Here is a 26,998-nt window from a genome sequence, read left to right as displayed (position 1 = left end):
CTGAGGCGGCTAAGAAGCCGCCTTGGAGTGAACGAAGGAAAGATTTACCGCACTTCAGCCTGGGCGATACCGTCGAGGTAACGCTCGGCATCCAGTGCCGCCATGCAACCGGTACCGGCAGAGGTAATTGCCTGACGATAGATATGGTCCATGACGTCGCCGGCTGCAAACACGCCAGGGATACTCGTCTGGGTCGCGTTGCCATGAATGCCGGACTGCACTTTGATGTAGCCATTTTCCAATGCAAGCTGCTCACCGAAGATAGCGGTATTCGGGCTGTGACCGATTGCGATAAACACGCCGGCAACGGCCAACTCTTCGGTTTCATTTTCAGCTTTGGTGCTGCGGATACGCACACCGGTGACACCCATTTGATCGCCCAGCACTTCATCCAGAGTACGGTCAGTGTGTAGGACGATGTTGCCGTTCTTCACTTTATCCATCAAACGGTTGATCAGGATTTTTTCCGAGCGAAAGCTGTCGCGGCGATGAATCAGATGCACTTCAGATGCAATGTTGGAGAGATACAGCGCTTCTTCTACAGCGGTGTTACCCCCACCCACTACCGCAACTTTCTGATTACGGTAGAAGAAACCGTCACAGGTCGCACAGGCGGAAACCCCTTTGCCCTTGAAGGCTTCTTCCGTTGGCAGCCCTAAGTAGCGGGCAGAAGCACCGGTAGCGATGATCAGCGCATCGCAGGTGTATTCGCCGCTGTCGCCAAACAGGCGGAAAGGACGGTTCTGCAAATCGGCACTGTTGATATGGTCAAAGACGATTTCAGTCTCGAATTTTTCAGCATGCTCGCGCATACGCTCCATCAACGCCGGGCCAGTCAGCCCTTCGGCGTCACCAGGCCAGTTTTCGACTTCGGTGGTGGTGGTCAACTGACCCCCTTGCTCCATACCGGTGATCAGCACCGGGTTCAGGTTTGCCCGCGCTGCATAAACAGCGGCGGTGTAGCCAGCCGGGCCTGAACCCAGAATCAGTAATTTGCTATGTTTAGCCGTGCCCATGAATAACCTCTTTTTCCACGATGGCGGACAGTGGTAGCGATTGTAGGGAAAATACTTCAGTAAAAAAAGCATCAGGGAATGTTGTTAACGATTTGTTTGATAGCAGGTGTCGATTAATGGCACTCCCTGAGCGCCAGACGTTGTAATTTAATTAATCCCAATGCAAGGATTATATCTGTTCATAAATGCGTGAAAAATGATATCTTTGTGGGTTTTATGTGGCTAATTTCCTGGCTTTTTAATGCGGAGATTCCTAACTGAAAATGAGGCGCTCCGTTTTCCTCACGGCACGTTCTTCTGATTTTACTTCTTTTACTTTGACAATCCGCTGCGCATTTGCGAAAACATCATAGGAAGAAGAAATTATCCCCGGACCAGCAGTAAACCGTTTGTATCTATGCCGATAAAGCAGCGTATTACATCGTTGCGGCAGGTGAGGGCGGATTTGGCTCTAGGGGAGTGAGTTCTCTTCTGCATGTGAGCATCATTTGAATTCGTTGTATGGGGTGGACAGACAGGCTGTACAACGGCGGAAGATGGTAGTGAAAAGGAGCAATACGGCGGTAAGTGTTACAGAAATATTCCCTGTCTCAGGGGAATGAGCCGCTTATCAAAGACATCGGGTCTTCGCTTGGAACAAGCCCTTGCACATTGACGTTGGCTAGGGTGTGGCAAGTGCAGGGAAGAACATAAGAGAGACAATAATAATGGCAGACAATAAAAAACGCCCGGGTAAAGATCTTGACCGTATCGACCGCAACATCCTGAATGAATTGCAAAAGGATGGGCGAATTTCGAACGTCGAGCTTTCGAAGCGCGTGGGGTTATCCCCAACGCCATGTTTAGAACGCGTGCGCCGTCTTGAGCGTCAGGGTTTTATCCATGGTTATACCGCATTGCTCAACCCACATTATCTGGACGCTTCCCTGCTGGTTTTCGTGGAAATCACGCTGAACCGCGGTGCGCCGGACGTGTTTGAACAATTCAACTCAGCCGTACAGAAACTTGAAGAAATTCAGGAGTGTCATCTGGTTTCCGGTGATTTCGACTATCTGTTGAAAACCCGTGTGCCCGATATGTCGGCTTACCGTAAATTGCTGGGCGAAACTCTGTTGCGTTTGCCGGGGGTTAATGACACCCGTACTTACGTGGTGATGGAAGAAGTGAAACAGAGTAACCGTCTGGTTATCAAAACACGGTAAGACGCAGGTGCAAAACCTGATTAAATTCGTTATACTCCTGTTTATCCATACAGTTTCGGCGCCGAGGAAGCCTCTCGGCGCTGTTACTATGCCAGCTAACAGGAACCTGGAGAGCCTTTCTTGAGCCAGGAATACACAGAAGATAAAGAAGTTACCCTGAAGAGGCTCAGCAGCGGGCAGCGTTTGCTTGAGGCTTTGTCGATCGTGGTAGCGATTTTTGCCGTTTACCTTATGGCTGCACTGGTCAGTTTCAATCCTTCTGACCCCAGTTGGTCGCAAACTGCATGGCACGAGCCGATCCATAATCTGGGCGGCGGTGTTGGCGCATGGTTGGCCGACACTCTGTTCTTCACCTTCGGAGTACTCGCCTACGCGATACCGCCGATCATGTTCATTCTATGCTGGGCTGGGTTCCGTCAGCGCGGCAATCATGATTATATTGACTATTTTGCGCTGTCGTTGCGCCTGATCGGTACGTTGGCGCTGGTGCTCACCTCTTGTGGTTTGGCAGCACTGAATGTCGACGATCTCTACTATTTCGCCTCCGGTGGTGTGATTGGCAGTTTGCTGAGCACTGCCATGCTGCCGTGGTTTAATGGCATTGGTGCCACCTTGGCGCTGTTGGGCATTTGGGCGGTGGGATTAACGCTGTTCACCGGCTGGTCCTGGTTGGTTATCGCTGAAAAAATCGGTGGAGTGGTACTGGGAACAGCTACTTTCATGACCAACCGTTCACGTCGTGACGATCATTATCACGATGATGACGACGGATTGATTGATGAGTCAGAGCCAGATGCTAAGAGCACCGCCGTAGCCGCTGTGGCGGACGATGATGACGTGCTGTTCTCTGCGCCTTCGGTCAGTGAAATGGCGCAACAAGATGATGTTGATCCACTTTTGAGTGGTTTGCGCGCCATTGATGACGAACTTCCTGCTGATGAGCCTGTACAAGCGGTGGTTGATATGCCGGTAACCACTCCGGCTCCGGTGACGGCTGCACCCGCAGCACCTGCTTCGATCAGTCAGCATCCGTTGAGCCCAGTGCAAGAGCAGAGCACACCACCGCTCTATTCGTTTGAGCTCCCGGAAGAAACACCCGCACCGAAAACGACGCGTACGGTAGACCCTTATCAGGACGAAGATGAGCCGCGCTTGGGGGATTGGCAGGCATCTGTTGCGCCGCCGCGTGAGCAGTCGCCGTTTGATTTTTCTGCCGCACAGCGCGATCACGTTGGTTTCAGTGGTTCAACCGGGTTTAGCGCCAGCGATAGCGACGATGCACCTTCCTTTGGTGCAGTAAAACCACCATCCGCTACGGCAAGCACCGTAGCCAGTGTGGTTAACCATACCTTTATGCCAGCATTTACTGCCACCAGCGACGGTAATTCCCAGATTAAGCAAGGTATTGGCCCTGAATTACCGCGTCCGAATCCGGTGCGTATCCCCACTCGGCGTGAACTGGCCTCCTATGGCATCAAATTGCCTTCGCAGCGCATGGCAGAGCAGGTGCAGCGTCATCGCAGCGAAGAACCTTTGCAACAGTCTGCCAGCGATTTGCAGGAAGACGAGGCTTTGCAGGAAGCTGCACTGGGCCAGGCATTTGCCGAGCAGCAGAACCAGCGCTATGGCGAAGAATATCAGCATGATGATGAAAGCGCTGTGCAGGAAGCGGCTCTTGGCCAGGCTTTTGCGCAGCAACAGCAGGCACGCTATGGTGAAGAGAATACGCTGTCTGAACCCGCGCCAGTCTCGCGCCTTGTTGACACCAGCAAGGCCTTCAGTTTCTCACCGATGGCAGACTTGGTTGATGATGGTCCAAAAGAGCCTTTATTCACCCTGTCGCCGCAGCTTGAAGAACGTATCGAACTGCAAAGCGAAAGAGAAGATGATGTGCCTTTCGGTCAGTTTGAGCCAGAAACGCCCGCTTATCAGGCTCCACGGCCTCAAACGCCATCTGTACCTGCTTATCAGCCGCAACAGCCTTATCAACCACCAGCACAGCAGCAGCCTGCCGCGCCCGCGATGGACAGCCTGATCCACCCGTTCCTGATGCGTAACGATCAGCCGCTGCAAAAGCCGACGACGCCATTGCCTACGCTGGATCTGCTGACTGAAGCCCCGAAAGAGGTGGAACCGGTTGATTCGTTTGAGCTGGAGCAGAAAGCCCGTCTGGTGGAAGCTAGCTTGGCAGATTATCGGGTTAAGGCTGACGTTGTGGATATTCTGCCTGGCCCAGTGATTACACGTTTCGAACTGGATCTGGCGCCAGGCGTCAAAGCCGCACGTATTTCCAATCTGTCGCGTGATTTGGCGCGTTCGCTGTCAACCTCCGCGGTGCGCGTGGTTGAGGTGATCCCAGGTAAACCTTACGTGGGTATCGAATTGCCAAACGCTAAGCGTCAAACCGTGTATCTGCGAGAAGTGTTGGATTGCCCGGCATTCCGTGATAATCCGTCGCCGTTGGCAATCGTGTTGGGCAAAGATATTTCCGGTCAGCCGGTGGTGGCCGATCTGGGTAAAATGCCGCACTTGCTAGTGGCCGGGACCACCGGTTCCGGTAAGTCGGTCGGGGTCAACGCCATGATCCTGAGTATCTTGTATAAAGCCACGCCAAAAGAAGTGCGCTTTATCATGATCGACCCGAAAATGCTGGAGCTGTCGGTCTATGAAGGTATTCCGCATCTGCTGACTGATGTGGTCACCGACATGAAAGATGCGGCCAACGCGTTGCGCTGGTGTGTCGCCGAGATGGAACGTCGCTATAAGCTGATGTCTGCTTTGGGTGTGCGCAATCTGGCGGGTTATAACGAGCGCGTCGATCAGGCCGAAGCGATGGGTAGACCGATTCCGGATCCGTTCTGGAAACCGACAGACAGCATGGGCACCGTGATGCCGATGTTGGAAAAAGAACCCTACATCGTGGTGATGGTGGATGAGTTTGCTGACCTGATTATGACGGTCGGTAAAAAAGTGGAAGAGCTGATCGCCCGTCTGGCACAGAAAGCGCGTGCTGCGGGTATCCATCTGGTATTGGCAACCCAGCGTCCGTCGGTAGATGTCATTACCGGGTTGATTAAAGCGAACATTCCAACGCGTATTGCGTTCACCGTTTCCAGCAAGATCGACTCCCGTACCATTCTCGATCAGAGTGGTGCTGAATCCTTGCTGGGGATGGGTGATATGCTGTACTTGGCACCTAACTCCTCCATTCCGGTACGTGTGCACGGCGCTTTTGTACGCGATCAGGAAGTGCATGCGGTAGTGAAAGATTGGAAAGCCCGTGAACGGCCGCAGTACAAAGAGGGGATCCTCAGCGGTGGTGACGAAGGCGAAGGTGGTGCGGCTGGCGGCTTGGACGGTGATGAAGAGCTGGATCCGCTGTTCGATCAGGCCGTGGAGTTTGTGGTGGACAAGCGCCGCGCTTCTATTTCTGGCGTACAACGTCAGTTCCGCATCGGTTATAACCGTGCTGCGCGTATCATCGAACAGATGGAAGCGCAGGGGATCGTCAGCGAGCAGGGGCATAACGGCAACCGCGAAGTGTTGGCTCCGCCGCGTCACGATTGATAGCTGATATCTACCCGTTGTAGCAATCATAAAGGGCCGCTTTAGCGGCCCTTGTGCAAAGAAGCGTAAACCCGTGAATTTCTCGGAGTATTGTTCTGGCAGCCCGTTCAGGGCTTCAGGTACAGTGGTGAACGTTAAAGGTTATTTGATCCGTGTGGCACTGCCCTGCGGTAAATGAATTTCATAAGGTATCTGGAATAATGAAAAAACTGTTAGTTGCCTGTTGCCTGCTTTCAGGCTTTGCGTCCACGTCAGTGCTGGCGGATGCCTCTCAGGATCTGCAAAACCGCCTGGCGAAAGTGAACAGTTTCCACGCCAGTTTCTCCCAATCGGTGACCAGCAGTGACGGTGCTGCGGTGCAACAAGGGGAAGGTGAGCTGTGGGTAAAACGCCCGAACCTGTTTAACTGGCATATGACTTCTCCGGATGAGAGCGTGCTGGTTTCTGATGGCGAAACCCTGTGGTTCTATAACCCGTTTGTTGAGCAGGTGACTGCTACCTGGCTGAAGGGTGCTACCGGCAACACGCCGTTTATGCTGATTACCCGTAATAATGCCAACGATTGGAAACAGTACCACGTTAAGCAAAAAGGCGATGATTTTGAGCTGACGCCAAAAGCTAGCAGTGGCAATCTGAAACAGTTTGCGATCACAGTCACCAACAGCGGTACGATCAAGAGTTTTACCGCAGTTGAACAAGACGGCCAACGCAGTGATTACCAGCTAAAAAGCCAGCAGAACAGCAGCGTTGATGCTGCCAAATTCAAATTTACCCCGCCGAAGGGGGTGACGCTGGATGACCAGCGCAAGTAGAGGTCTGCGTGAGTAATCTGTCACTCGATTTTTCCCACAATGAATTCCAACCCTTGGCCGCGCGTATGCGGCCAACAACGCTTGCGCAGTACATCGGCCAGCAGCATTTGCTGGCACCGGGTAAGCCTTTGCCACGGGCGATTGAAGCCGGGCAACTGCACTCGATGATCCTGTGGGGCCCACCGGGAACCGGGAAAACCACGCTGGCAGAACTGATTGGCCGTTATGGCCAGGCGGACGTTGAGCGGATCTCTGCGGTCACTTCCGGTATCAAGGAAATCCGCGAGGCGATCGAACGCGCGCGGCAAAACCGTGATGCTGGCCGCCGTACCATTCTGTTTGTCGATGAAGTGCACCGGTTCAATAAAAGCCAGCAGGATGCCTTCTTGCCGCATATTGAAGACGGGACTATCACTTTTATCGGTGCCACCACGGAAAACCCCTCTTTTGAGCTGAATTCGGCCTTGTTGTCTCGTGCTCGCGTCTACCTGTTGAAAGCGCTGACCGCCGAGGATATCTGCCAGGTGCTGGATCAGGCCATGAAGGATAACGGCCGTGGTTTTGGCGGCCAGAACGTGGTGCTGCCGGAAGACACCCAGCGCATGCTATCGGAACTGGTGGGCGGCGACGCGCGCCGTGCGTTGAACAGCCTGGAAATGATGGCCGATATGGCTGAAATCGATGCTCAGGGAATGCGGGTATTAACGCCGGAATTGCTGAAAGAGGTTTCTGGTGAACGCAGCGCGCGCTTCGACAATAAAGGCGATCGCTATTACGACCTGATCTCTGCGTTGCATAAATCGGTGCGTGGTTCAGCGCCGGATGCAGCGTTGTATTGGTATGCTCGTATTATCACCGCCGGGGGCGATCCGCTGTATGTGGCGCGCCGCTTGCTGGCTATCGCTTCCGAAGATGTCGGCAATGCCGATCCTCGCGGCATGCAGGTGGCGATTGCCGCCTGGGATTGTTTCACTCGCGTCGGGCCTGCGGAAGGGGAACGTGCGATCGCCCAAGCGATCGTTTACCTGGCCTGCGCGCCGAAAAGCAATGCGGTTTACACCGCCTTCAAAGCCGCAGTGCGTGATGCCAAAGAGATGGCGGATTACGACGTGCCGGAGCATTTGCGTAACGCGCCAACCAAGCTGATGAAGGAAATGGGGCTGGGTGCGGAATACCGCTATGCCCACGATGAACCCAATGCCTATGCGGCGGGTGAGAGCTATTTCCCACCGGAAATGGCGGCTACCCGCTACTATCATCCGAGCTCGCGCGGGCTGGAAGGCAAAATCGGTGAAAAGTTGGCATGGCTCGCTGAGCAGGATCAAAATAGCCAGACAAAACGCTACCGCTAGCGTTGCCGTTGCGGTAAGGTTAACGGGTATCACTCTTCTTTTTATGTGGCTTTAACGTCGCCGTATAAAACAACAATTTCTCTTTCAATAACAACAAGCACAGGATTAGCATGCTCGATCCCAATTTGCTGCGTAATGAGCTAGACGCAGTCGCCGTAAAACTGGCTCGCAGAGGCTTTAAACTCGATTTGGACCTGCTGCGTTCGCAAGAAGAACGCCGTAAAGTTCTGCAGGTAGAAACTGAAACACTGCAGGCAGAGCGTAACTCCCGATCGAAATCCATCGGCGCAGCCAAAGCGCGCGGTGAAGATATCGAGCCGCTGCGTCGCGAAGTGAACGAACTGGGTGAAAAGCTGGATGCCGCCAAGGCCGAGCTGGATAAGTTGCAGAACGAGATCCGTGATTACGCCCTGATCTTGCCAAACCTGCCGGACGACGCCGTGCCGAACGGTAAAGACGACAGCGAAAATCTGGAAGTTTTCCGCTGGGGTGAACCGCGTCAATATGATTTCACCGTGCGCGATCACGTTGAACTGGGTGAGATGGCCGGTGGCTTAGATTTTGCCGCTGCGGTAAAACTGACCGGCGCACGCTTTGTGGTGATGAAAGGGCAAATGGCCCGCATGCACCGTGCGCTGTCGCAGTTTATGCTGGATCTGCATACCGAAAAGCACGGTTATCTGGAAACCTACGTACCGTATCTGGTAAACCACGCGACCCTGTACGGTACCGGTCAGTTGCCTAAATTTGGTGAAGACCTGTTCCACACCAAGCCGCTGGAAGAAGAGTCAGAAAGCAGCAACTATGCGCTGATCCCAACGGCGGAAGTGCCGGTGACCAACCTGGTGCGTGACGAGATCCTCGACGAAGACGATCTGCCGCTGAAGATGACGGCGCATACGCCCTGCTTCCGTTCCGAAGCCGGTTCTTATGGCCGCGATACGCGCGGTCTGATCCGTATGCATCAGTTCGATAAAGTCGAAATGGTGCAGATTGTCCGCCCGGAAGATTCCATGGCGGCGTTGGAAGAACTGACCGGCCATGCTGAAAAAGTGCTGCAGTTGCTGAATCTGCCATACCGTAAAGTGCTGTTGTGTACCGGTGATATGGGCTTTGGCGCATGCAAGACTTACGATCTGGAAGTATGGCTGCCTGCGCAGAATACCTATCGTGAAATCTCTTCCTGCTCCAACATGTGGGATTTCCAGGCGCGCCGCATGCAGGCTCGTTGCCGCAGCAAAACCGAGAAAAAACCGCGCTTGGTGCATACGCTGAACGGTTCTGGTTTAGCCGTAGGCCGTACCTTGGTCGCCGTGCTGGAAAACTATCAGCAGGCCGATGGCCGCATTCAGGTGCCTGAAGTATTACGCCCTTACATGGGTGGCCTGGAATATATCGGCTAACAAACAGTTCTAAACCTGACTGAAAAGCGCCTTTGGGCGCTTTTTTTGTTAGGACAGCCAAAAAAGTCCGTCCTCGATAATACTCCCACCAAATTCAACACAATAAATTCTGAAATAAAAATCATTATCATTAAAGCCATTTATATCAACTAATTATTGATTGTGAACAAAGTGAAACTACCTCTTTAGGAGGATAGTTTCGCTGTTCGCAGGCCACTATAAAAACGCTTTTGCCTGCGTGTTTGAAGCCGATCTGCTTTCAGAATTCCGTAACCCTTTGATTGCAGATTTTCTTGTTGCCATACCACTGGCTAACTGAAGCAACCCAGAGCGAAACAAATATGAGTGAATCCGAAAAAAAACCATTGCCCGGCCTACGGTGCTCGCGGCGAAAACTGGTTAAGAACAGCGCCATCGGTGGCCTTGCCCTCGCCGTTGGCGGGGTCTCCCTGCCGTTCAGCCGCCAAGCGGGTGCTGAAACCTCTTCAACGACACCCGCCAGCATGCCACCCGATGAAAAAGTCGTGTGGAGCGCCTGTACGGTAAACTGCGGCAGCCGTTGCCCGCTGCGTATGCACGTTGTCGATGGCGAAATCAAATATGTCGAAACCGACAACACCGGCAACGATGCATACGCAGAACTGCATCAGGTACGCGCCTGCCTACGTGGGCGCTCGATGCGCCGCCGCGTGTACAACCCCGATCGTCTGAAATACCCGATGCTGCGGGTGGGCAAACGGGGTGAAGGCAAGTTCAAACGCATCAGTTGGGATGAAGCCTTCACGCTGATCGGCGATAACCTGCAACGCATCATCAAAGATTATGGCAACGAAGCCATCTACCTGAACTACGGCACCGGGACGCTGGGTGGCACCATGACCCGCTCCTGGCCGCCGGGCGCTACGCTGATTGCTCGCCTGATGAACTGCTGTGGCGGCTATCTGAACCACTATGGCGACTACAGCACGGCCCAGATTGCCATGGGCCTGAACTACACCTACGGTGGTTGGGCCGATGGCAACAGCCCGACCGATATCGAAAACAGCAAACTGGTGGTGATGTTCGGTAACAACCCCGGCGAAACCCGCATGAGCGGTGGCGGCGTCACCTATCTGCTGGAGCAGGCGCGTGAGCGTTCGAATGCGCGCATGATTGTTATTGATCCGCGTTATACCGATACCGCCGCCGGGCGCGAAGATGAATGGATACCAATCCGCCCCGGCACCGATGCGGCATTGGTGGCCGGGTTGGCGCATGTGCTGATTACTGAGAATCTGGTCGACCAACCTTTCCTGGATAAATATTGCGTCGGTTATGACGAAAAAACCTTGCCAACCGGCGCACCGGCTAACGGGCACTACAAGGCGTATATCCTGGGCCAAGGCGAAGACGGCGTGGCGAAAACGCCCGCCTGGGCCGAGCAGATTACCGGTATCCCCGCCGCTCGCATCATCCAGTTGGCGCGTGAAATCGGCAGTGTGAAACCGGCTTATATCTGCCAAGGGTGGGGGCCACAGCGCCAGTCCAACGGCGAACTGACCTCCCGCGCCATTGCTATGCTGCCGATCCTGACCGGTAACGTAGGGATTAATGGCGGTAACAGCGGGGCGCGTGAAGGGTCGTACGGGCTGCCGTTCGTGCGGATGCCAACCTTGGAAAACCCGGTGAAAACCAGCATCTCGATGTTCCTGTGGACCGATGCCATCCTGCGCGGCCAGGAAATGACCGCCAAGCGCGATGGGGTACGCGGCAAGGACAAACTGGATGTGCCGATCAAGTTTATCTGGAACTATGCCGGTAACTGCCTGGTTAATCAGCATTCGGAAATCAATCGGACACACGATATTTTGCAGGACGACAAGAAGTGCGAAATGATCGTGGTGATCGACAACCATATGACGTCGTCAGCAAAATACGCTGACCTAGTACTGCCGGATTGCACCGCTTCCGAACAGCGCGATTTTTGCCTGGATGCTTCAAGCGGCAATATGGGCTACGTTATTTTTGCCGATCAAGCTATCAAACCGCGTTTCGAGTGCAAAAATATTTATGACATGACCAGCGAGATCGCCCGCCGTATGGGGGTTGAGCAGGCGTTTACCGAAGGCCGCACTCAGGAAGAGTGGCTGCGCCATCTTTACCAGCAATCCCGCCAGAAAATCCCGGCGTTGCCTGACTATGAACAGTTCTTGCAGCAAGGGATCTTCAAACAGCGCGATCCCGATGGTCACCACGTGGCGTACAAAGCGTTCCGTGCCGATCCGCAGGCCAACCCGCTGACCACACCTTCCGGCAAGATCGAAATCTATTCCGCTGAGCTGGCGAAACTGGCGGCTACCTGGGAGCTGGCAAAAGACGACGTAATACATCCATTACCGATCTACGCGGCAGGTTTTGAAAGCCTCGACGACCCGTTGAGCAGCAAGTATCCGCTACAGATGACCGGTTTCCACTATAAAGCGCGCACTCACTCTACCTACGGCAATGTGGACGTGCTGAAAGCTGCTTGCCGCCAGGAAATGTGGATCAACCCGATTGATGCGAGAGTGCGAGGTATTGCTAACGGTGACCTGATCCGCATTTACAACGATCGCGGCGAGGTGCGCATTAACGCCAAGGTAACGCCACGTATGTTACCGGGCGTGGTCGCGCTGGGGGAAGGGGCCTGGTATTCGCCAGACGGCAGCCGTATCGATCATGCTGGCAGTATAAACGTACTGACCACTCAGCGTCCTTCGCCGCTTGCCAAAGGGAACCCTTCTCATACCAACCTGGTGCAGGTCGCCAAACTGTAAGGAGTAGCTGATGACTACGCAATATGGATTCTTTATCGATTCAAGTCGTTGCACCGGCTGCAAAACCTGCGAGCTGGCCTGTAAGGACTATAAAAACCTGACTCCGGACGTCAGCTTCCGCCGTATTTATGAATATGCCGGGGGGGACTGGCAGCAGGACGGCGATAGCTGGCACCAGAACGTGTTTGCCTATTATCTGTCGATCGCCTGTAACCACTGCGAAGATCCTGCCTGTACCAAGGTGTGTCCAAGCGGGGCGATGCATAAGCGCGAAGATGGTTTAGTGGTGGTGAATGAAGAGATTTGTATCGGTTGCCGCTACTGCCACATGGCCTGCCCGTATGGCGCACCGCAGTACAATGCGGCAAAAGGCCATATGACCAAGTGTGACGGTTGCTATGAGCGCGTTGCCGAAGGGAAAAAACCAGTGTGCGTGGAGTCTTGTCCGCTACGTGCGCTGGATTTTGGCCCAATCGACGAACTGCGCAAACAGTATGGCACGTTGGCTGAAGTGGCTCCGTTACCGGCAGCCCATTTCACCAAGCCTTGTATCGTGCTGAAACCGAACGCCAACAGCCGCCCAAGTGGTGACACTACTGGCCATCTGGCCAATCCGAAGGAGGTTTAAAATGGGTATGGGATGGCATGAATGGCCGCTGATGGTGTTCACCGTGTTAGGGCAGTTCGTGGTGGGCGGCGTGATAGTCATGGGGCTGGCGTTGATCACCGGGAATCTGACCGATCGTCAGAGCAAAGCGGTACATGGCACGATGTTTTTCCTGTGGCTGCTGATGGGCATTGCGTTTGTTGCTTCGGTGCTGCACTTGGGAACACCGTTGCGCGCTTTCAACTCGCTAAACCGCATTGGTGCTTCGGCGTTGAGCAACGAAATTGCCAGCGGTGCGCTGTTCTTTGCGGTAGGTGGCCTGTACTGGCTGTTGGCCGTGTTGAAAAAACTGCCGCAGTCGTTGGGGAAAATGTGGCTGGCAGTGACCATGATACTGGGCTTGCTGTTTGTCTATGCCATGACGCGCGTCTACCAGATCGATACGGTACCGACCTGGCATAACGGCTACACCACCCTTAACTTCTTCCTGTCGGTGCTGATCGGTGGGCCGATGTTGGGCGTGCTGCTGTTGCGCGCTGCTGGGCTGGAGGTTGCTGGGCGTTACCAATTGGTGATGCTGAGCGTGCTGGCGCTGTTGCTCAGCCTTTGTTCTGCGTTGTTGCAAGGCAGTGAACTGGCGACGATCAGCAGCTCGGTACAGCAGGCTTCGGCGCTGATCCCGCAATACGGCCAACTGATGGTTTGGCGGTTGGTATTGCTGGTGTTGGGGCTGGGTTGCTGGATTTGTCCGCTGTTGCGCCGTGGCAATGCGGGTGTAATGGGGCTGACCTTGGGCTTTGTGTTAGTCTTTGCCGGTGAGTTGATTGGCCGTGGTGTGTTCTACGGCCTGCATATGACCGTTGGCATGGCAGTTGCTGGCTGACGTTTAACCTGGGCGCAGCGTGCTGCGCCTCTGGAGAAGCCCTCGTTATGATGCTTGAGAAAATCGCGTTAACCGGCCGAGTGCTGGGTATTTTGCTGTATGCACCACCGGAGAGCAAAGAGAGCCAGCCATTACTGGCGACATTGCAGGATCCACAGTGGGCTGTGGAATGGCCGTATGAAGGCTGCGAGGAGGCCGCTGCCTTGATCGCAGAGGGAATGGCAGAAGATCAGCCGGAGACGCTGGCAGACGCTTATCAACGCCTGTTTGTTGGCCCTTATGCGTTACCTGCGCCACCTTGGGGTTCCGTATATCTGGATAAAGAAAGCGTGCTGTTTGGTGATTCGACGCTGCGTTTGCGCCAGTGGCTGCGCGCGAATGGCATCGAAGCACAGCGCGAGCATAATGAGCCGGAAGACCATATCGGGACGTTGCTGATGATGGCGGCCTGGCTGGCGGAAGAGCACCAGCAGGCTATGGTGAGTGGGCTACTGGCACAGCATCTGCTGCCGTGGGCACCACGTTATCTGGAGCTGTTACAGCAACACGCCGGGCATCCGTTCTACCAGGGGCTGGCACAGTTAGCGCAAGTCACGCTGGCTGCTTGGGCGGCCGATTGCCCTGTGCCAGTGGTTACGCGGGATCTGTATTTCTGATGAAAAATAATCAGCAACTGACACCGCAAGGCACTAGCCGGCGCAGGTTGCTGACGGGCTGGATGGATCGCAGCAAACGCCAGCCAGAACCTCTGACACTGCCTGCGGTAGCTCGTCCGCCGCAGGCAGTGCCTGAGCCGTTATTCAGCGCGCTGTGTGACGGCTGTGGTGCCTGTGTGAACCATTGCCCGTATGGTCTATTACATGTCGATCAGGGTAAGGCCGCGTTGAACATCGATTTCACTGAATGCGATGCTTGCCGGAAATGTACCTCAGCCTGCCAAACGGGAGCGCTGCGCGATCAAATGCCCTGCGATACCCTGTTGCGCCCGCAGATCAGCCTGAGCTGTCTAGGGCGGCAGGATAGCTGCCGGATGTGTACGATTAACTGCCCGCAGCAGGCGTTGGCTTTCGGCATTTCTGCCGCTGGCGATCGCCAATTGCAGTGCGACAGCGAGCTTTGCAACGGCTGTGGTTTATGCAAGTTATCCTGTTTCCACGGGCATATTTCACTTTCCCCGCTCGGTGAGAAGGCGTTACCCGAACAGGCGTAACCGCAGATTTCGCGCATGACCAAACATATTGTGCGGTTATCACTTAGCCACCGATTGACTTTTTTATCGCCAGTGGCATGATGCGCGCACTCTTAGCGCGTTCGGTTTCAAATTCACTATGTCCGCATATTCCCGCCCAGTGCTGTTATTGCTCTGCGGCCTGTTGTTGCTCACGGTTTCTATTGCCGTGTTGAATACCTTAGTCCCTCTTTGGTTAACTCATGCTCAGTTGTCAACCTGGCAAGTAGGGATGGTCAGTTCTTCTTACTTTACCGGTAACCTGGTCGGCACGCTGATTGCGGGCAAACTGATCAAACGCGTTGGTTTTACCCGTAGCTACCATTTTTCCTGCCTGATGTTTGCCGTAGCGACTGCCGGTATGGCACTGTCTCTCGACTTCTGGAGCTGGATGGGCTGGCGTTTTTTTGCCGGGGTAGGGTGCGCGTTGATCTGGGTGATCGTCGAAAGTGCCCTGTTGCGCAGCGGTAATCTGAGCAACCGTGGCCAACTGCTGGCAGCCTATATGATGGTTTATTATCTTGGAACGGTGGCCGGGCAACTGTTGCTGAGTATGGTGTCCACCGAACTGCTGAACGTGGTGCCTTGGGTGACGGCGATTGTGATCGCAGCAATGTTACCGATGCTGTTTGCCCGCGTGAATAATCAGGATGACGAACCGCAGCAGATTGCCGTTTGGCCAATGTTCAAGCGCCGCAGCGCGCGGCTGGGGATCAATGGCTGCATTATCTCTGGCATGTTGCTCGGTTCATTGTACGGTTTGATGCCACTTTATCTGGCTCATCAGGGCATGAGCGATGCCAACGTGGGATATTGGATGGCGCTGCTGGTCAGTTCGGGGATTGTCGGCCAATGGCCGGTAGGGCGGATGGCCGATCGCTATGGCCGCCTGCTGGTATTACGCATTCAGGTGTTCGTGGTGATCCTCGCCAGCATCGTGATGCTGGGTAACTATGCCATGGCACCTACGCTGTTTATCCTCGGTTGTGCCGGTTTTACCCTTTATCCGGTGGCCATGTCCTGGGCCTGTGAAAAAGTGATGTCGCACGAGTTGGTGGCGATGAATCAGGCGCTGCTGATGAGTTACACCATCGGCAGCCTGCTGGGGCCGTCAATGACCTCTCTGCTGATGCAGAATTATTCCGATCGGTTGCTGTTTGTGGCGATCGCCGCCGTGGCGTTGATTTACTTGCTGATGCTGCTGAGAAAGCCAGATCGTCATCAGACACCGCTGGCGGCCTGAAAATAAAAAACCGGCATGAGCGCCGGTTTTTTTGAACCAACCAATACCGCTCAATAAATCACTTTATGGCCGTAGCTTTCCAGGATCCCTTTAACGCGATCCATGGTGTCGGCTTTTGGTGGGCGGACGCCGTCCAGTTTGTATTCCTCGCCCATCGCCACCCATTTATGCTTGCCCAATTCGTGGTAAGGCAACAGCTCGATCTTCTCGATATTGGTCATGTCTTTGGTGAACTCACCGAGCAAGTGCGTCGATTGGTCGTCATCTGACCAGCCTGGCACCACCACATAACGGATCCAGGTGCGCTGATTGCGTTTGGCCAGATAGCGGGCAAACTCCAGCGTACGATGGTTGGAAACCCCCACCAGATTCTGGTGGATATCATCGTTCATCTGCTTCAGATCGAGCATCACCAGATCGGTAACGTCCAGCAGCTCATCAATCACCGGATCGTAACGGCGCACAAAGCCGTTGGTATCCAGGCAGGTGCTGATGCCTTCCTGATGACAGGCACGGAACCAGTCACGAACGAATTCCGCCTGCAGAATGGCTTCGCCGCCGGACGCGGTGACACCGCCGCCGGAAGCATTCATAAAATGACGATAAGCGACGGTGTCGGTCATCAGCTCTTCTACGGTGACTTCTTTCCCGCCGTGCGTGTCCCAGGTGTCGCGGTTATGGCAATACAGGCAGCGCATCAGGCAGCCCTGGAAAAAAACAATAAAGCGGATACCGGGGCCATCAACGGTGCCACAGGATTCGAATGAGTGGATGCGGCCTTTTAACGACATTGCGGGGTTCTCTCCAAAATTGACTGTTAAACGCAGTCTAAAATTAGGCTGGTAACCACCAGACAGGTATCAGCGATGCGGCAACAGAGCAGGCCCGGCGCCGGAGTGAAACGATTCCTGTTGGTCGGTTACTTGCCGGGTAACTGTTTTGCCGGATATCCATTCAGTATAACCCTTACCGTCAGCAAGCGGCATGCGCTTGAGGTTATGGTGGGAGATATCTGGCAAAACAGACTCGTGTAACGTTGAGTATTAAAAAGGCCGGAATATCCGGCCTTGGTGTTTTTCCAGTGGTCGGTGTGACCCGACCACTGGCAGCGTGAATTACATCGACTGAGTGAAAGTACGGGTAATCACGTCTTGTTGCTGTTCTTTAGTCAGCGAGTTGAAGCGCACCGCATAACCGGATACACGGATGGTCAACTGAGGGTATTTCTCAGGGTTTGCCATCGCATCCAGCAGCATTTCACGGTTCATCACGTTAACGTTCAGATGCTGACCGCCTTCGATGGAGGCTTCGTGGTGGAAGTAACCATCCATCAGGCCTGCCAGGTTGGCTTTACGCACGTCATCATCTTTACCCAGCGCGTTAGGCACGATGGAGAAGGTGTAAGAGATACCATCTTTCGCGTAGGCAAACGGCAGCTTGGCGACGGAGGTCAGAGAGGCAACTGCACCTTTCTGATCGCGGCCATGCATTGGGTTAGCCCCTGGGCCGAATGGAGCGCCTGCACGGCGGCCATCTGGGGTGTTACCGGTTTTCTTACCATACACCACGTTTGAGGTGATGGTCAGAACCGACTGAGTCGGCACCGCATTACGGTAGGTACGCAGTTTCTGAATTTTCTTCATGAAACGTTCTACCAGATCGCAAGCGATGTCATCGACGCGCGAATCGTTGTTACCGAACTGCGGATATTCACCTTCGATTTTGAAGTCAACGGCCAGGCCGTCTTCATCACGGATGGTGGACACTTTGGCGTACTTGATGGCAGACAGGGAGTCAGCGGCAACGGACAGGCCCGCGATACCACAAGCCATGGTGCGATAAACATCACGGTCGTGCAGTGCCATCAGCGCAGCTTCGTAGCTGTACTTGTCATGCATGTAGTGAATGATGTTCAGCGATGTCACGTACTGCATGGCCAGCCAATCCATAAAGTGGTCCATGCGCTCCATGACTTTGTCATAGTCCAGCACGGTATCCATCATTGGCGCTTCTTTCGGGCCAACCTGGATTTTCAGCTTCTCATCAACGCCGCCGTTGATTGCATACAACATGGTTTTTGCCAGGTTGGCACGCGCACCGAAGAACTGCATTTGCTTACCGACCACCATTGGGCTGACGCAACAGGCGATGGCATAGTCATCGTTGTTGAAGTCTGGGCGCATCAGATCGTCGTTTTCATACTGCAGGGAGGAGGTGTCGATAGACACTTTCGCTGCGTATTTTTTGAAGTTCAACGGCAGCTTTTCAGACCACAGAATGGTCATGTTCGGTTCTGGTGACGGCCCCATGGTGTACAGGGTGTTCAGGAAACGGAAGCTGTTTTTGGTCACCAGCGTACGGCCATCAACGCCCATACCGGCCAAAGACTCGGTTGCCCAGATTGGGTCGCCAGAGAACAGCTCATCGTATTCTGGGGTACGCAGGAAACGCACCATACGCAGCTTCATCACCAGGTGGTCGATCAGTTCCTGCGCCTGTGCTTCGCTCAGTTTACCAGCCTTGATGTCGCGCTCGATGAACACGTCAAGGAAGGTGGATACGCGGCCAAAGGACATGGCTGCACCGTTTTGGGATTTAACCGCGGCCAGGTAGCCGAAGTAGGTCCACTGCACGGCTTCTTGTGCGGTTTTAGCCGGAGCAGAAATGTCATAGCCATATTTGGCCGCCATTTCTTTCATCTGGGCCAGTGCGCGGTGCTGTTCAGCAATCTCTTCGCGCAACTGGATGGTCATTTCCAGATCTTCGCCTTTTTCCAGTCTGCTCTGCAGAGACTTGAACTGGCCCAGTTTGTCGGCCATCAGGAAGTCGATACCGTACAGCGCAACGCGGCGGTAGTCACCGATGATACGGCCACGGCCATAGGCATCTGGCAGGCCGGTCAGCACGCCGGATTTACGGCAGTTCAGGATGTCTTTGGTGTAAACATCGAATACGCCCTGGTTGTGGGTTTTACGGTATTCGGTGAACACTTTTTTAACTTGTGGATCCAGTTCACGACCATACACTTTGCATGAACCTTCAACCATCTTGATGCCGCCGAAGGGAATCAGCGCGCGTTTCAGAGGGGCATCGGTCTGCAAACCGACGATGGTTTCCAGATCTTTGTTGATGTAGCCCGCATCATGAGAAGTCACGGTAGAAACAACGTTGGTATCGAAATCAACTGGCGCATGGGTGCGGTTCTCCAGTTTGATCCCTTCCATCACCTTGTCCCACAGGGTGGTAGTAGCCTGACTTGCGCCAGCCAGGAAGGATTCATCACCCTCGTAAGGAGTGTAGTTTTTCTGGATGAAGTCACGCACGTTGACTTCTTTCTGCCAGTCACCTTCGCTGAAACCTTGCCAAGCGTTAGCTAACTTCTCGTTAAGTTCGGTCATTATACACCTACCTTCTAATGTGGATTTCTTTGTAAACCCGGCGCGTGCCAGCCGACAGATTAGTGCTTCTGTTCGCTATCACGCAGATAAATTACCCAATAAGTCAACCCAACCAGCAGACCGCCACCAATGATGTTGCCAATGGTAACGGGAATCAGGTTGTCGAGAATGAAGTTGCTTACGGTCAGATGAGCAAACTGCTCAGGTGCTGCCCCTACGGCTTGCCAAAACTCCGGCGTGGCGAAGTGCTTAACCACGATACCCATAGGGATCATAAACATATTGGCGATGCTGTGTTCGAAGCCGCTGGCCACAAACATGGCTACCGGCAGGATCATGGCGAACATTTTGTCCATCAGACTACGGCCAGAGTAGCTCATCCATACGGCCAGACAGACCATCAGGTTAGCCAGAATGCCAAGGCATACGGCTTCAATAAAGGTGTGATGCAGTTTATGGTCAGCGGTCTGCAAAACATTCAGGCCCCATAGGCCATTAGCTGCCATATATTGGCCAGAGAACCAGATCAGGGCGACAAAAATCAGTGCGCCGAACAGATTACCAATATAGACGTTCAGCCAGTTGATCGCTAATTGCCGCCAGGTGATGCGGCCACTGGCTTTAGCCACTACGGTCAGCACGGTGGAGGTGAACAGGTCTGCGCCGCAGACCACAACCAGCATTAACCCCATGGAGAAGCAAATCCCCCCCACCAGTTTGGCCAGGCCAAAGGGAATGCCTGCGGTGCCGGTGGTGGCGGTGATATAGAAAACAAAGGCGATAGAAATGAAGACACCGGCAGTGATCGCCAAATAAAACGTTTTTAGCGGATGCTTGGTGGCTTTATACACTCCCGCATCTTCGGCGATTTTCGCCATTGCGGCAGGTAACAGCATATCGAAGGGGTTGTCAGCTCTCACACTAACTCTCACTTTTAAGGGTTAAAACAATGCAATGAGATACTAGCAAAGCAGTATAGGGTAAAAATTGACTTGGATCATAACGGGGGGAAGTAAAACGGTGAAAAACCGCAAAATTAATGGGGGTAATGGGTTTAATATATTGATTTTTAAATAAAAAATAATTTTTAATCTTTGCAAATAATTTTGAAACCCTAGCGCTTTATCGCCGCTCCAGAGTTAATTTTTTGTACTTATTGTCGCTTTTTCATCAATAATGCTTAATTGATGGTTAATTATTATTTAACCCCTGCGCAACAATTATAGAATTATAGGCTAGGATCGTTGAAAAGTGCTTATTTAGCGAAATAAATGAAATATAATTTCGCGTAATTAACGACCAAAATAAACCAGGAAATGCAGAATGCTGAGAATAATCACGCTGGCAAGTTTCTGCCAGCGTGCCAGTAACACTTATGCCCAGTGGCGGCGTTTCGCTTTCTGCAACTTTTCGTAAGCGGCCAGCAGCGCCTGGTGAGCAGGCAACGCTTGCAAGTCGCTGTCGATAGCAAACAGGCCGTTGAAACGTTCTTCACCGCTCATTGCGGCCGAAGCGGCATCGACGGCGTCCTGGCCGTACATCTTCACAAACGCCGTGTGGTACTGAGCCGGATCGCGCTCTGGCTCCAGCGCCAACAGCAGCAGCGTTTGCAGACAACGATAGTAGTTGCTGCGTTCTGGAGTAAAGATTGATGCGTTAAACTCCTGCGTCCACTCCGCCCAGATCAGCGCCTGATCGAGATCGCCACCCGCCAATGCCAGCATCGATTTCAGTTCGCCCACGCGCAGCGTATACCAGGCGTTATCTTTACCTGAAGCGATACCCAGCAACTCGCGCACGCGGGTGAAATCGTCCAGACCTTCATCATCCAGCCGCTGGATCAGCGCCAGATACGCTTCTGGCTCCCATTCGCTGCCCGGCAGTTGCAGCAAGGTCTCGCGCAGGTGTGCGCCCATGCTGTTATTTGCCAGCAGCAGATCTTCTGCCGGGTAGATATCAGACATGCCTGGCACGATAATACGGCAAGCATAAACGTCCAGGTGCTCGTAATCCGCAATGTACACTTCGGCACCTTCTTTATCGAAGATGCTCATCAAGGTGGCGAACTCTTCTTGCGTGCTGCCGCTGAAGCTCCAGTCGACAAACGGATAGTCGGCATCCTGTTTGAACATATCCCAAGAAATCAGACCGCTGGAATCAATGAAGTGGGTTTCCAGGTTGGCATGCTCAGCCACTTCTTCATCATCGAAGGTGGGCGCGGTAAACACGTCCAGATCTTTCAGGCTGCGACCCTGCAGCAGTTCGGTCACGGTGCGCTCCAACGCCACGCCAAAATCAGGGTGCGCGCCAAAGGAGGCGAAACAGGTGCCGTTGGCCGGGTTGAACAGCACCACACAGATCACCGGATAGGTACCACCCAACGAGGCATCATAAGAGAGGATCGGGAAACCTTCCGCTTCCAGTTTGGCGATAGCTTCAACCACGCCAGGATAGCGGTTAAGCACGTCGGCCGGGATCTCCGGCAGACTGATGGATTCGGCGATAATACGGTTCTTCACATAACGCTCAAACACCTCAGAAAGGCCCTGAACCCGTGCTTCGTTAGCGGTATTACCGGCCGACATGCCGTTGGATACATACAGGTTGCCAATGATATTCATCGGAATATAAACGGTTTGCTGGTCAGACTGACGAGTGAACGGCAGGGCACAGATACCGCGATCGCCGTTACCTGATTGCAGATCGATCAGATCGCTAGCGCCCAGTTCCTGCTCCGGATCATAGAAGGCGTGCAGACGTTCATCGAGAATACCCTGCGGTAGCGCGTTATCCGCCGGGATTGGGAACCATTTCTCGTTCGGATAGTGTACAAAATCGCCTTCGGCAATCTGTTTACCCAGATAGAAATCAGCAAAGAAATAGTTAGTGGACAGGCGCTCGAAATATTCGCCTAGCGCAGAAGCCAGCGCCGCTTTTTTGCTGGCACCTTTACCGTTGGTGAAGCACAGCGGGCAATCGCGATCGCGGATATGCACCGACCAGACGTGCGGAACCGGATTCAGCCAGGAGGCCTCTTCGATGTTGAAACCCAGATCGGTTAATTTCTGCTGAAAACGGGCGATAGAGTCTTCCAGCGCAGCGTCTTTGCCAGGGATAAAAGTTTGCGTCATTGTCTTCACTTATTTGGGCGTACTAAAAACGTGCAATGATACGGGGTTTTCCCTTTAAGCTCCACGTATTCCTAAAGCTGTGCAAATATCACAGTTTTTATAAGAATAAAGTCCATAATTCAGCGAGTTATCAATCATGGAGAAACGTAATGAAATCAATGAAACTCAGCGTATTGGCACTTTTGCTGGCGGGGGCAAGTGGTTCCGCCCTAGCTTTACCTACGATCACGCTGTTGGCGACCGGTGGCACGATCGCGGGTGGGGGCGAGTCAGCGACGCAGTCTAATTATACTGCTGGGAAATTGGGCGTGGAAGCCTTGGTCAAAGCGGTGCCAGAGCTGAAAAACGTGGCCAATGTGCAGGGCGAACAGTTGGTGAATATCGGTTCGCAGGATATGAACGATGAAGTCTGGCTCAAGCTGGTCAAGAAAATTAATGCCGACTGCGGCAAAACCGATGGTTTTGTGATCACTCATGGTACCGATACGCTGGAAGAAACCGCCTATTTCCTCGATCTCACGGTCAAATGTGACAAACCGGTGGTGATCGTCGGGGCGATGCGCCCGGCAACGGCCATGAGCGCTGATGGCCCATTTAACCTGTATAATGCGGTGGTAGTGGCGGCAGATCCGCAATCCGCCAAACGCGGCGTGCTGGTGGCTATGAACGAGACCGTGCTTGATGGCCGCGACGTGACCAAAACCAGTACCACCGCAGTGCAAACCTTCCAGTCACCGAACTTTGGCCCGCTGGGGTACATCCATAACGGTAAAGTGGATTATCAGCGTTCACCGCAGCGTAAACACACCACCGAAACGCCGTTTGACGTCAGTAAAATGAACGAACTGCCAAAAGTGGGCATTATCTATAACTACGCCAATGCTTCCGACGCGCCAGCCAAAGCGTTGATCGCCGAGGGATATCAGGGGATCGTCAGCGCCGGTGTCGGTAATGGCAATCTGTATAAAACGGTGTTTGATACGCTGGCTACGGCCGCGCACCAAGGTGTGGCGATTGTGCGTTCTTCCCGCGTACCGACAGGTTCCACCACCGAAGATGCGGAAATAGATGATGTTAAATTCGGCTTTGTGGCCTCAGGTACGCTGAACCCGCAAAAAGCGAGAATTTTGCTACAGTTGGCACTAACACAAACCAAAGACGCCAAACAGATCCAGGCGATGTTTAATCAGTATTAATCGCCGTTTAATGCGGGGGCGCTCAGCCCCCGTAATTCAGCATAAACCCCCGTGCTAACCCACTGAATCAGCCCCTGTCACAGCGTTTTATCGCAGGAAAAAACGGTGGGACGGCAGAGCCTGTTACCGGCAGTCGGAACAGTTTCCCGCTCTCGGACGAATAAGCATTGCAGCGGCGTTACGTGAGTGATAAAACCGACATACCCGTCATACTTCAAGCTGCAGGTGTGTTGGCTTTCCTCGCTCACCCTAGTCACTTACTTGAGTAAGCTCCTAGGGATTCGCTGCGTTGCCGCCTTCCTGCAACTCGAATTATTTAGGGTATGGATTAGTTAACACTCGCGTTAACTTCGGGCGTATTACGACAGGCCGATCTCTGCGGCGAACAGTGAATGTGGTGAGGGGAAATGACTCAGGTTTATAATTTTAGCTCTGGCCCGGCAATGCTGCCGGTTGAAGTGCTGCGTCGTGCAGAACAGGAACTGTGTAATTGGCATGGTCTCGGTACCTCAGTGATGGAAATCAGCCATCGCAGTAAAGAGTTTATTGAGGTTGCCGAACAGTCCGAACAGGATCTGCGCGATCTGCTGAAAATCCCCGCCAACTATAAAGTGCTGTTTTGCCACGGTGGCGCGCGCGCGCAATTTGCGGCGTTGCCGCTGAATCTGCTGGGTGATAAAACGACTGCCGATTATATCGACGGTGGCTATTGGGCGCACAGCGCCGTTCTGGAAGCAGAGAAATACTGTAAGCCGAATGTAATTGATGTAAAAACCACCGTGGGTGGTTTAAACGGCATCAAGCCGATGAAAGAGTGGCAACTGAGCGATAATGCCGCTTATGTGCATTATTGCCCGAATGAAACCATCGATGGTGTAGCGATCGATGAAACGCCTGATTTCGGCGATAAAGTGGTGATTGGAGATTACTCTTCTACCATTCTTTCCCGTCCGTTGGATGTCAGCCGTTTTGGCATGATCTACGCCGGTGCGCAGAAAAATATCGGTCCGGCTGGCCTGACGCTGGTGATCGTGCGTGACGATTTGCTGGGTAAAGCACGCCGTGAAGTGCCTTCGATCCTTGATTACACCGTGTTGGCAGAGAACGGTTCGATGTTCAATACGCCGCCAACCTTTGCTTGGTATCTCTCTGGTCTGGTTTTCAAATGGCTGAAAGAACAAGGTGGCCTGGTAGAAATGCAAAAACGCAACCAGGCGAAAGCCGAACTGCTGTATGCCACTATCGATAAATCCGATTTTTACCGTAGTCAAGTCGCGCTCGCCAACCGTTCGTGGATGAATGTGCCGTTCCAGCTCGCCGACCCGGCGTTGGACAAAGTGTTCCTCAGTGAAGCAGAAGCCATTGGCCTGCAAGCGTTGAAAGGCCATCGCGTGGTCGGTGGTATGCGTGCTTCTATCTATAATGCAATGCCGCTGGTTGGTGTGAAAACCTTGACCGATTTTATGGTCGACTTTGAGCGTCGCCATGGTTGATTGCCGTTGCCTGCGCTAAGCAGGTAACATATTACTCAGTGGCTTAAAGCGGCTCCGGCATGATCCCCGGGGCCGTTTCGTTTATCAGATTCTGGAGAGCTTTATTCACATGGTGGATTCCCTGACGTTACAACCGGTGGCTTTGATCGACGGCACCGTCAATTTACCCGGTTCAAAGAGCGTTTCTAATCGTGCTCTGCTGCTGGCTGCGCTGGCCCAAGGGACGACCCGGCTTACCAACCTGCTGGACAGCGATGACGTGCGCTATATGTTGAACGCATTGCAGGCGTTAGGGGTGAGCTATCAACTTTCTGACGATCGTACAACCTGTTGTGTTGAGGGTGTTGCGGGGCCATTGGTGGCCAAGCAGCCACTGGAGTTGTTTCTCGGTAATGCGGGTACGGCGATGCGTCCGTTGGCAGCAGCGCTGTGTTTGGGCGCTGGCGATGTAGTCTTGACCGGTGAACCTCGCATGAAAGAACGGCCAATTGGCCACTTGGTGGATGCTTTGCGCCAAGGTGGGGCACAGATAGATTACCTTGAGCAGACCGACTACCCGCCAGTGCGCCTGCGCGGTGGTTTCTGCGGCGGTGACGTCAGCGTTGATGGCAGCGTTTCCAGCCAGTTCCTGACCGCATTGCTGATGATGGCGCCCTTGGCGCAACAGGATACCGCCATTCATATCAAAGGTGAGTTGGTTTCCAAGCCTTATATTGATATCACGCTGCATCTGATGAAAACCTTCGGTGTTGAAGTAACGCATGATAATTATCGCGTGTTCCATATTTGTGGCCAGCAGACCTATCGTTCACCTGGGGATTATCTGGTAGAAGGCGATGCCTCTTCTGCTTCTTACTTCCTGGCAGCGGCAGCGATTAAGGGTGGCAAGGTACGTGTAACCGGTATTGGTAAAAAAAGCGTGCAAGGTGATACCAAATTTGCCGACGTATTGGAAAAAATGGGCGCACGTATCACCTGGGGCGATGATTTTATCGAGTGCAGCCGTGGTGAACTGAAAGGTATTGATATGGATATGAACCATATCCCGGATGCGGCGATGACGATTGCCACCACTGCACTGTTTGCCACAGGGCCGACCACTATCCGCAATATCTACAATTGGCGCGTGAAAGAGACCGATCGTCTGGCGGCGATGGCCACCGAATTGCGCAAAGTCGGCGCCGAAGTGGAAGAGGGTGAGGATTACATTCACGTTGTGCCGCCGAGCAAGCTGCATTTCGCTGAAATCGGCACTTATAACGATCACCGGATGGCGATGTGTTTTTCACTGGTCGCGCTGTCTGATACGCCAGTGACGATCCTCGATCCGAAGTGTACCGCGAAAACGTTTCCAGATTATTTTGAACAGTTTGCGCGTATCAGTAAGCTGGCTTAAGTGTTGATAACTCTGTGATTCAAGGCCCTTGATTGGGCCTTTTTTGTACCCGATGGTTGAACTGCTGCCCTTTCGGCATTGATCTCAGGGGGGGCAGATGTTCAGCATGAATGTAAGCGTTACATAAGAAAGGTATTAGGTTTAAATTGATTTTTAACATACTAAAAATGAATTCATCATTAAAATTTATCATAAAATAAGTTATAAATATCATTTTTTAATTTTTATTAGATTATTATTCTTTTTTATTGGCTTATTTTTTCTTAATTCTCTTTG

At 53.2% G+C, this 26,998-nt stretch carries 19 protein-coding genes; 14 read left to right on the top strand and 5 right to left on the bottom strand.

Translation table 11 applies throughout. The features are described 5' to 3' along the window. Positions 1 to 44: 44 nt before the first annotated feature. Entirely contained in the window at positions 45 to 1,016 is a 972-nt protein-coding gene (trxB, locus tag AC2A1E_RS07940) for a thioredoxin-disulfide reductase (protein ID WP_484383296.1), read from the bottom strand. Between the two features lie 707 nt (positions 1,017 to 1,723). On the opposite strand from trxB, the gene lrp reads away from it, so the two are divergent. From lrp to AC2A1E_RS07885, 11 genes are all read left to right on the top strand, one after another. Then, positions 1,724 to 2,218 (top strand): leucine-responsive transcriptional regulator Lrp, encoded by a 495-nt coding sequence (gene lrp / locus AC2A1E_RS07935; RefSeq protein ID WP_004928318.1) that lies wholly within the window; start codon positions 1,724 to 1,726, stop codon positions 2,216 to 2,218. A 120-nt stretch (positions 2,219 to 2,338) separates the two neighbouring features. After that, positions 2,339 to 5,785, top strand: a complete 3,447-nt coding sequence (locus AC2A1E_RS07930; RefSeq protein WP_484383295.1) for a DNA translocase FtsK 4TM domain-containing protein — start codon at positions 2,339 to 2,341, stop codon at positions 5,783 to 5,785. A gap of 200 nt (positions 5,786 to 5,985) precedes the next feature. Then, positions 5,986 to 6,597 (top strand): outer membrane lipoprotein periplasmic chaperone LolA, encoded by a 612-nt coding sequence (lolA, locus tag AC2A1E_RS07925; protein WP_484383294.1) that lies wholly within the window; start codon positions 5,986 to 5,988, stop codon positions 6,595 to 6,597. An 8-nt stretch (positions 6,598 to 6,605) separates the two neighbouring features. Next, entirely contained in the window at positions 6,606 to 7,949 is a 1,344-nt protein-coding gene (locus AC2A1E_RS07920) for a replication-associated recombination protein A (protein ID WP_473187685.1), read from the top strand. Between the two features lie 110 nt (positions 7,950 to 8,059). Beyond that, positions 8,060 to 9,352 (top strand): serine--tRNA ligase, encoded by a 1,293-nt coding sequence (serS, locus tag AC2A1E_RS07915; RefSeq protein WP_459402160.1) that lies wholly within the window; start codon positions 8,060 to 8,062, stop codon positions 9,350 to 9,352. 341 nt (positions 9,353 to 9,693) lie between these two features. Further along, positions 9,694 to 12,147 (top strand): dimethylsulfoxide reductase subunit A, encoded by a 2,454-nt coding sequence (dmsA, locus tag AC2A1E_RS07910; RefSeq protein WP_484383293.1) that lies wholly within the window; start codon positions 9,694 to 9,696, stop codon positions 12,145 to 12,147. 10 nt (positions 12,148 to 12,157) lie between these two features. Continuing rightward, positions 12,158 to 12,775 carry a DMSO/selenate family reductase complex B subunit gene (locus tag AC2A1E_RS07905; protein ID WP_484383292.1) on the top strand — a complete coding sequence of 206 codons (618 nt, stop codon included), beginning with the start codon at positions 12,158 to 12,160 and terminating at the stop codon, positions 12,773 to 12,775. Position 12,776: 1 nt separating this feature from the next. Further along, positions 12,777 to 13,637, top strand: a complete 861-nt coding sequence (locus AC2A1E_RS07900) for a DmsC/YnfH family molybdoenzyme membrane anchor subunit (RefSeq protein WP_484383291.1) — start codon at positions 12,777 to 12,779, stop codon at positions 13,635 to 13,637. A 47-nt stretch (positions 13,638 to 13,684) separates the two neighbouring features. Then, a complete protein-coding gene (dmsD, locus tag AC2A1E_RS07895) occupies positions 13,685 to 14,293 on the top strand; it encodes a Tat proofreading chaperone DmsD (protein ID WP_484383290.1) in 609 nt (202 codons plus the stop codon). Next, positions 14,293 to 14,847, top strand: a complete 555-nt coding sequence (gene napF / locus AC2A1E_RS07890; RefSeq protein WP_484383289.1) for a ferredoxin-type protein NapF — start codon at positions 14,293 to 14,295, stop codon at positions 14,845 to 14,847. Before dmsD ends, napF begins: the two co-directional genes overlap by 1 nt. A 118-nt stretch (positions 14,848 to 14,965) precedes the next feature. Continuing rightward, a complete protein-coding gene (locus AC2A1E_RS07885; RefSeq protein ID WP_484383288.1) occupies positions 14,966 to 16,108 on the top strand; it encodes an MFS transporter in 1,143 nt (380 codons plus the stop codon). A gap of 50 nt (positions 16,109 to 16,158) precedes the next feature. Here AC2A1E_RS07885 and pflA read toward each other — a convergent pair whose 3' ends face one another. The 4 genes from pflA to ycaO all read right to left on the bottom strand — a co-directional run bounded on the left by pflA (position 16,159) and on the right by ycaO (position 22,637). Further along, positions 16,159 to 16,899 carry a pyruvate formate lyase 1-activating protein gene (pflA, locus tag AC2A1E_RS07880; RefSeq protein WP_484383287.1) on the bottom strand — a complete coding sequence of 247 codons (741 nt, stop codon included), beginning with the start codon at positions 16,897 to 16,899 and terminating at the stop codon, positions 16,159 to 16,161. A 324-nt stretch (positions 16,900 to 17,223) separates the two neighbouring features. After that, positions 17,224 to 19,506: a formate C-acetyltransferase gene (gene pflB, locus AC2A1E_RS07875; protein ID WP_484383286.1), complete on the bottom strand. Its 2,283-nt coding sequence runs from the start codon at positions 19,504 to 19,506 to the stop codon at positions 17,224 to 17,226. A gap of 59 nt (positions 19,507 to 19,565) precedes the next feature. Next, positions 19,566 to 20,426 carry a formate transporter FocA gene (gene focA / locus AC2A1E_RS07870; RefSeq protein WP_484383285.1) on the bottom strand — a complete coding sequence of 287 codons (861 nt, stop codon included), beginning with the start codon at positions 20,424 to 20,426 and terminating at the stop codon, positions 19,566 to 19,568. A 453-nt stretch (positions 20,427 to 20,879) separates the two neighbouring features. Beyond that, positions 20,880 to 22,637: a 30S ribosomal protein S12 methylthiotransferase accessory factor YcaO gene (ycaO, locus tag AC2A1E_RS07865; protein WP_484383284.1), complete on the bottom strand. Its 1,758-nt coding sequence runs from the start codon at positions 22,635 to 22,637 to the stop codon at positions 20,880 to 20,882. A gap of 149 nt (positions 22,638 to 22,786) precedes the next feature. Between ycaO and ansB the strand changes: the two genes are divergently transcribed. From ansB to aroA, 3 genes are all read left to right on the top strand, one after another. Next, positions 22,787 to 23,833 carry an L-asparaginase 2 gene (gene ansB, locus AC2A1E_RS07860; RefSeq protein WP_484383283.1) on the top strand — a complete coding sequence of 349 codons (1,047 nt, stop codon included), beginning with the start codon at positions 22,787 to 22,789 and terminating at the stop codon, positions 23,831 to 23,833. Between the two features lie 407 nt (positions 23,834 to 24,240). Next, positions 24,241 to 25,326 carry a 3-phosphoserine/phosphohydroxythreonine transaminase gene (gene serC, locus AC2A1E_RS07855; RefSeq protein ID WP_484383282.1) on the top strand — a complete coding sequence of 362 codons (1,086 nt, stop codon included), beginning with the start codon at positions 24,241 to 24,243 and terminating at the stop codon, positions 25,324 to 25,326. 109 nt (positions 25,327 to 25,435) lie between these two features. Continuing rightward, on the top strand, positions 25,436 to 26,722 hold the full coding sequence (gene aroA / locus AC2A1E_RS07850; protein ID WP_484383281.1) for a 3-phosphoshikimate 1-carboxyvinyltransferase: 1,287 nt from the start codon (positions 25,436 to 25,438) through the stop codon (positions 26,720 to 26,722). The last annotated feature ends 276 nt before the right edge of the window (positions 26,723 to 26,998 follow it).

It is taken from the genome of Serratia sp. HNCC26DJ206, from assembly GCF_057180605.1.
The sequence above is the reverse complement of the archived record's forward strand: the minus strand, read 5'-3'. Positions and strand labels throughout refer to the sequence as shown.

Bases quoted from the DNA above. Each gene is read 5' to 3' on its own strand.
- ansB (WP_484383283.1), top strand. From the start codon at position 22,787: ATGAAATCAATGAAACTCAGCGTATTGGCACTTTTGCTGGCGGGGGCA.
- pflB (WP_484383286.1), bottom strand. From the start codon at position 19,506: ATGACCGAACTTAACGAGAAGTTAGCTAACGCTTGGCAAGGTTTCAGC.
- dmsA (WP_484383293.1), top strand. From the start codon at position 9,694: ATGAGTGAATCCGAAAAAAAACCATTGCCCGGCCTACGGTGCTCGCGG.
- AC2A1E_RS07905 (WP_484383292.1), top strand. From the start codon at position 12,158: ATGACTACGCAATATGGATTCTTTATCGATTCAAGTCGTTGCACCGGC.
- dmsD (WP_484383290.1), top strand. From the start codon at position 13,685: ATGATGCTTGAGAAAATCGCGTTAACCGGCCGAGTGCTGGGTATTTTG.
- ycaO (WP_484383284.1), bottom strand. From the start codon at position 22,637: ATGACGCAAACTTTTATCCCTGGCAAAGACGCTGCGCTGGAAGACTCT.
- AC2A1E_RS07900 (WP_484383291.1), top strand. From the start codon at position 12,777: ATGGGTATGGGATGGCATGAATGGCCGCTGATGGTGTTCACCGTGTTA.
- lolA (WP_484383294.1), top strand. From the start codon at position 5,986: ATGAAAAAACTGTTAGTTGCCTGTTGCCTGCTTTCAGGCTTTGCGTCC.
- aroA (WP_484383281.1), top strand. From the start codon at position 25,436: ATGGTGGATTCCCTGACGTTACAACCGGTGGCTTTGATCGACGGCACC.
- serS (WP_459402160.1), top strand. From the start codon at position 8,060: ATGCTCGATCCCAATTTGCTGCGTAATGAGCTAGACGCAGTCGCCGTA.
- serC (WP_484383282.1), top strand. From the start codon at position 24,241: ATGACTCAGGTTTATAATTTTAGCTCTGGCCCGGCAATGCTGCCGGTT.
- lrp (WP_004928318.1), top strand. From the start codon at position 1,724: ATGGCAGACAATAAAAAACGCCCGGGTAAAGATCTTGACCGTATCGAC.
- AC2A1E_RS07885 (WP_484383288.1), top strand. From the start codon at position 14,966: ATGTCCGCATATTCCCGCCCAGTGCTGTTATTGCTCTGCGGCCTGTTG.
- pflA (WP_484383287.1), bottom strand. From the start codon at position 16,899: ATGTCGTTAAAAGGCCGCATCCACTCATTCGAATCCTGTGGCACCGTT.
- trxB (WP_484383296.1), bottom strand. From the start codon at position 1,016: ATGGGCACGGCTAAACATAGCAAATTACTGATTCTGGGTTCAGGCCCG.
- napF (WP_484383289.1), top strand. From the start codon at position 14,293: ATGAAAAATAATCAGCAACTGACACCGCAAGGCACTAGCCGGCGCAGG.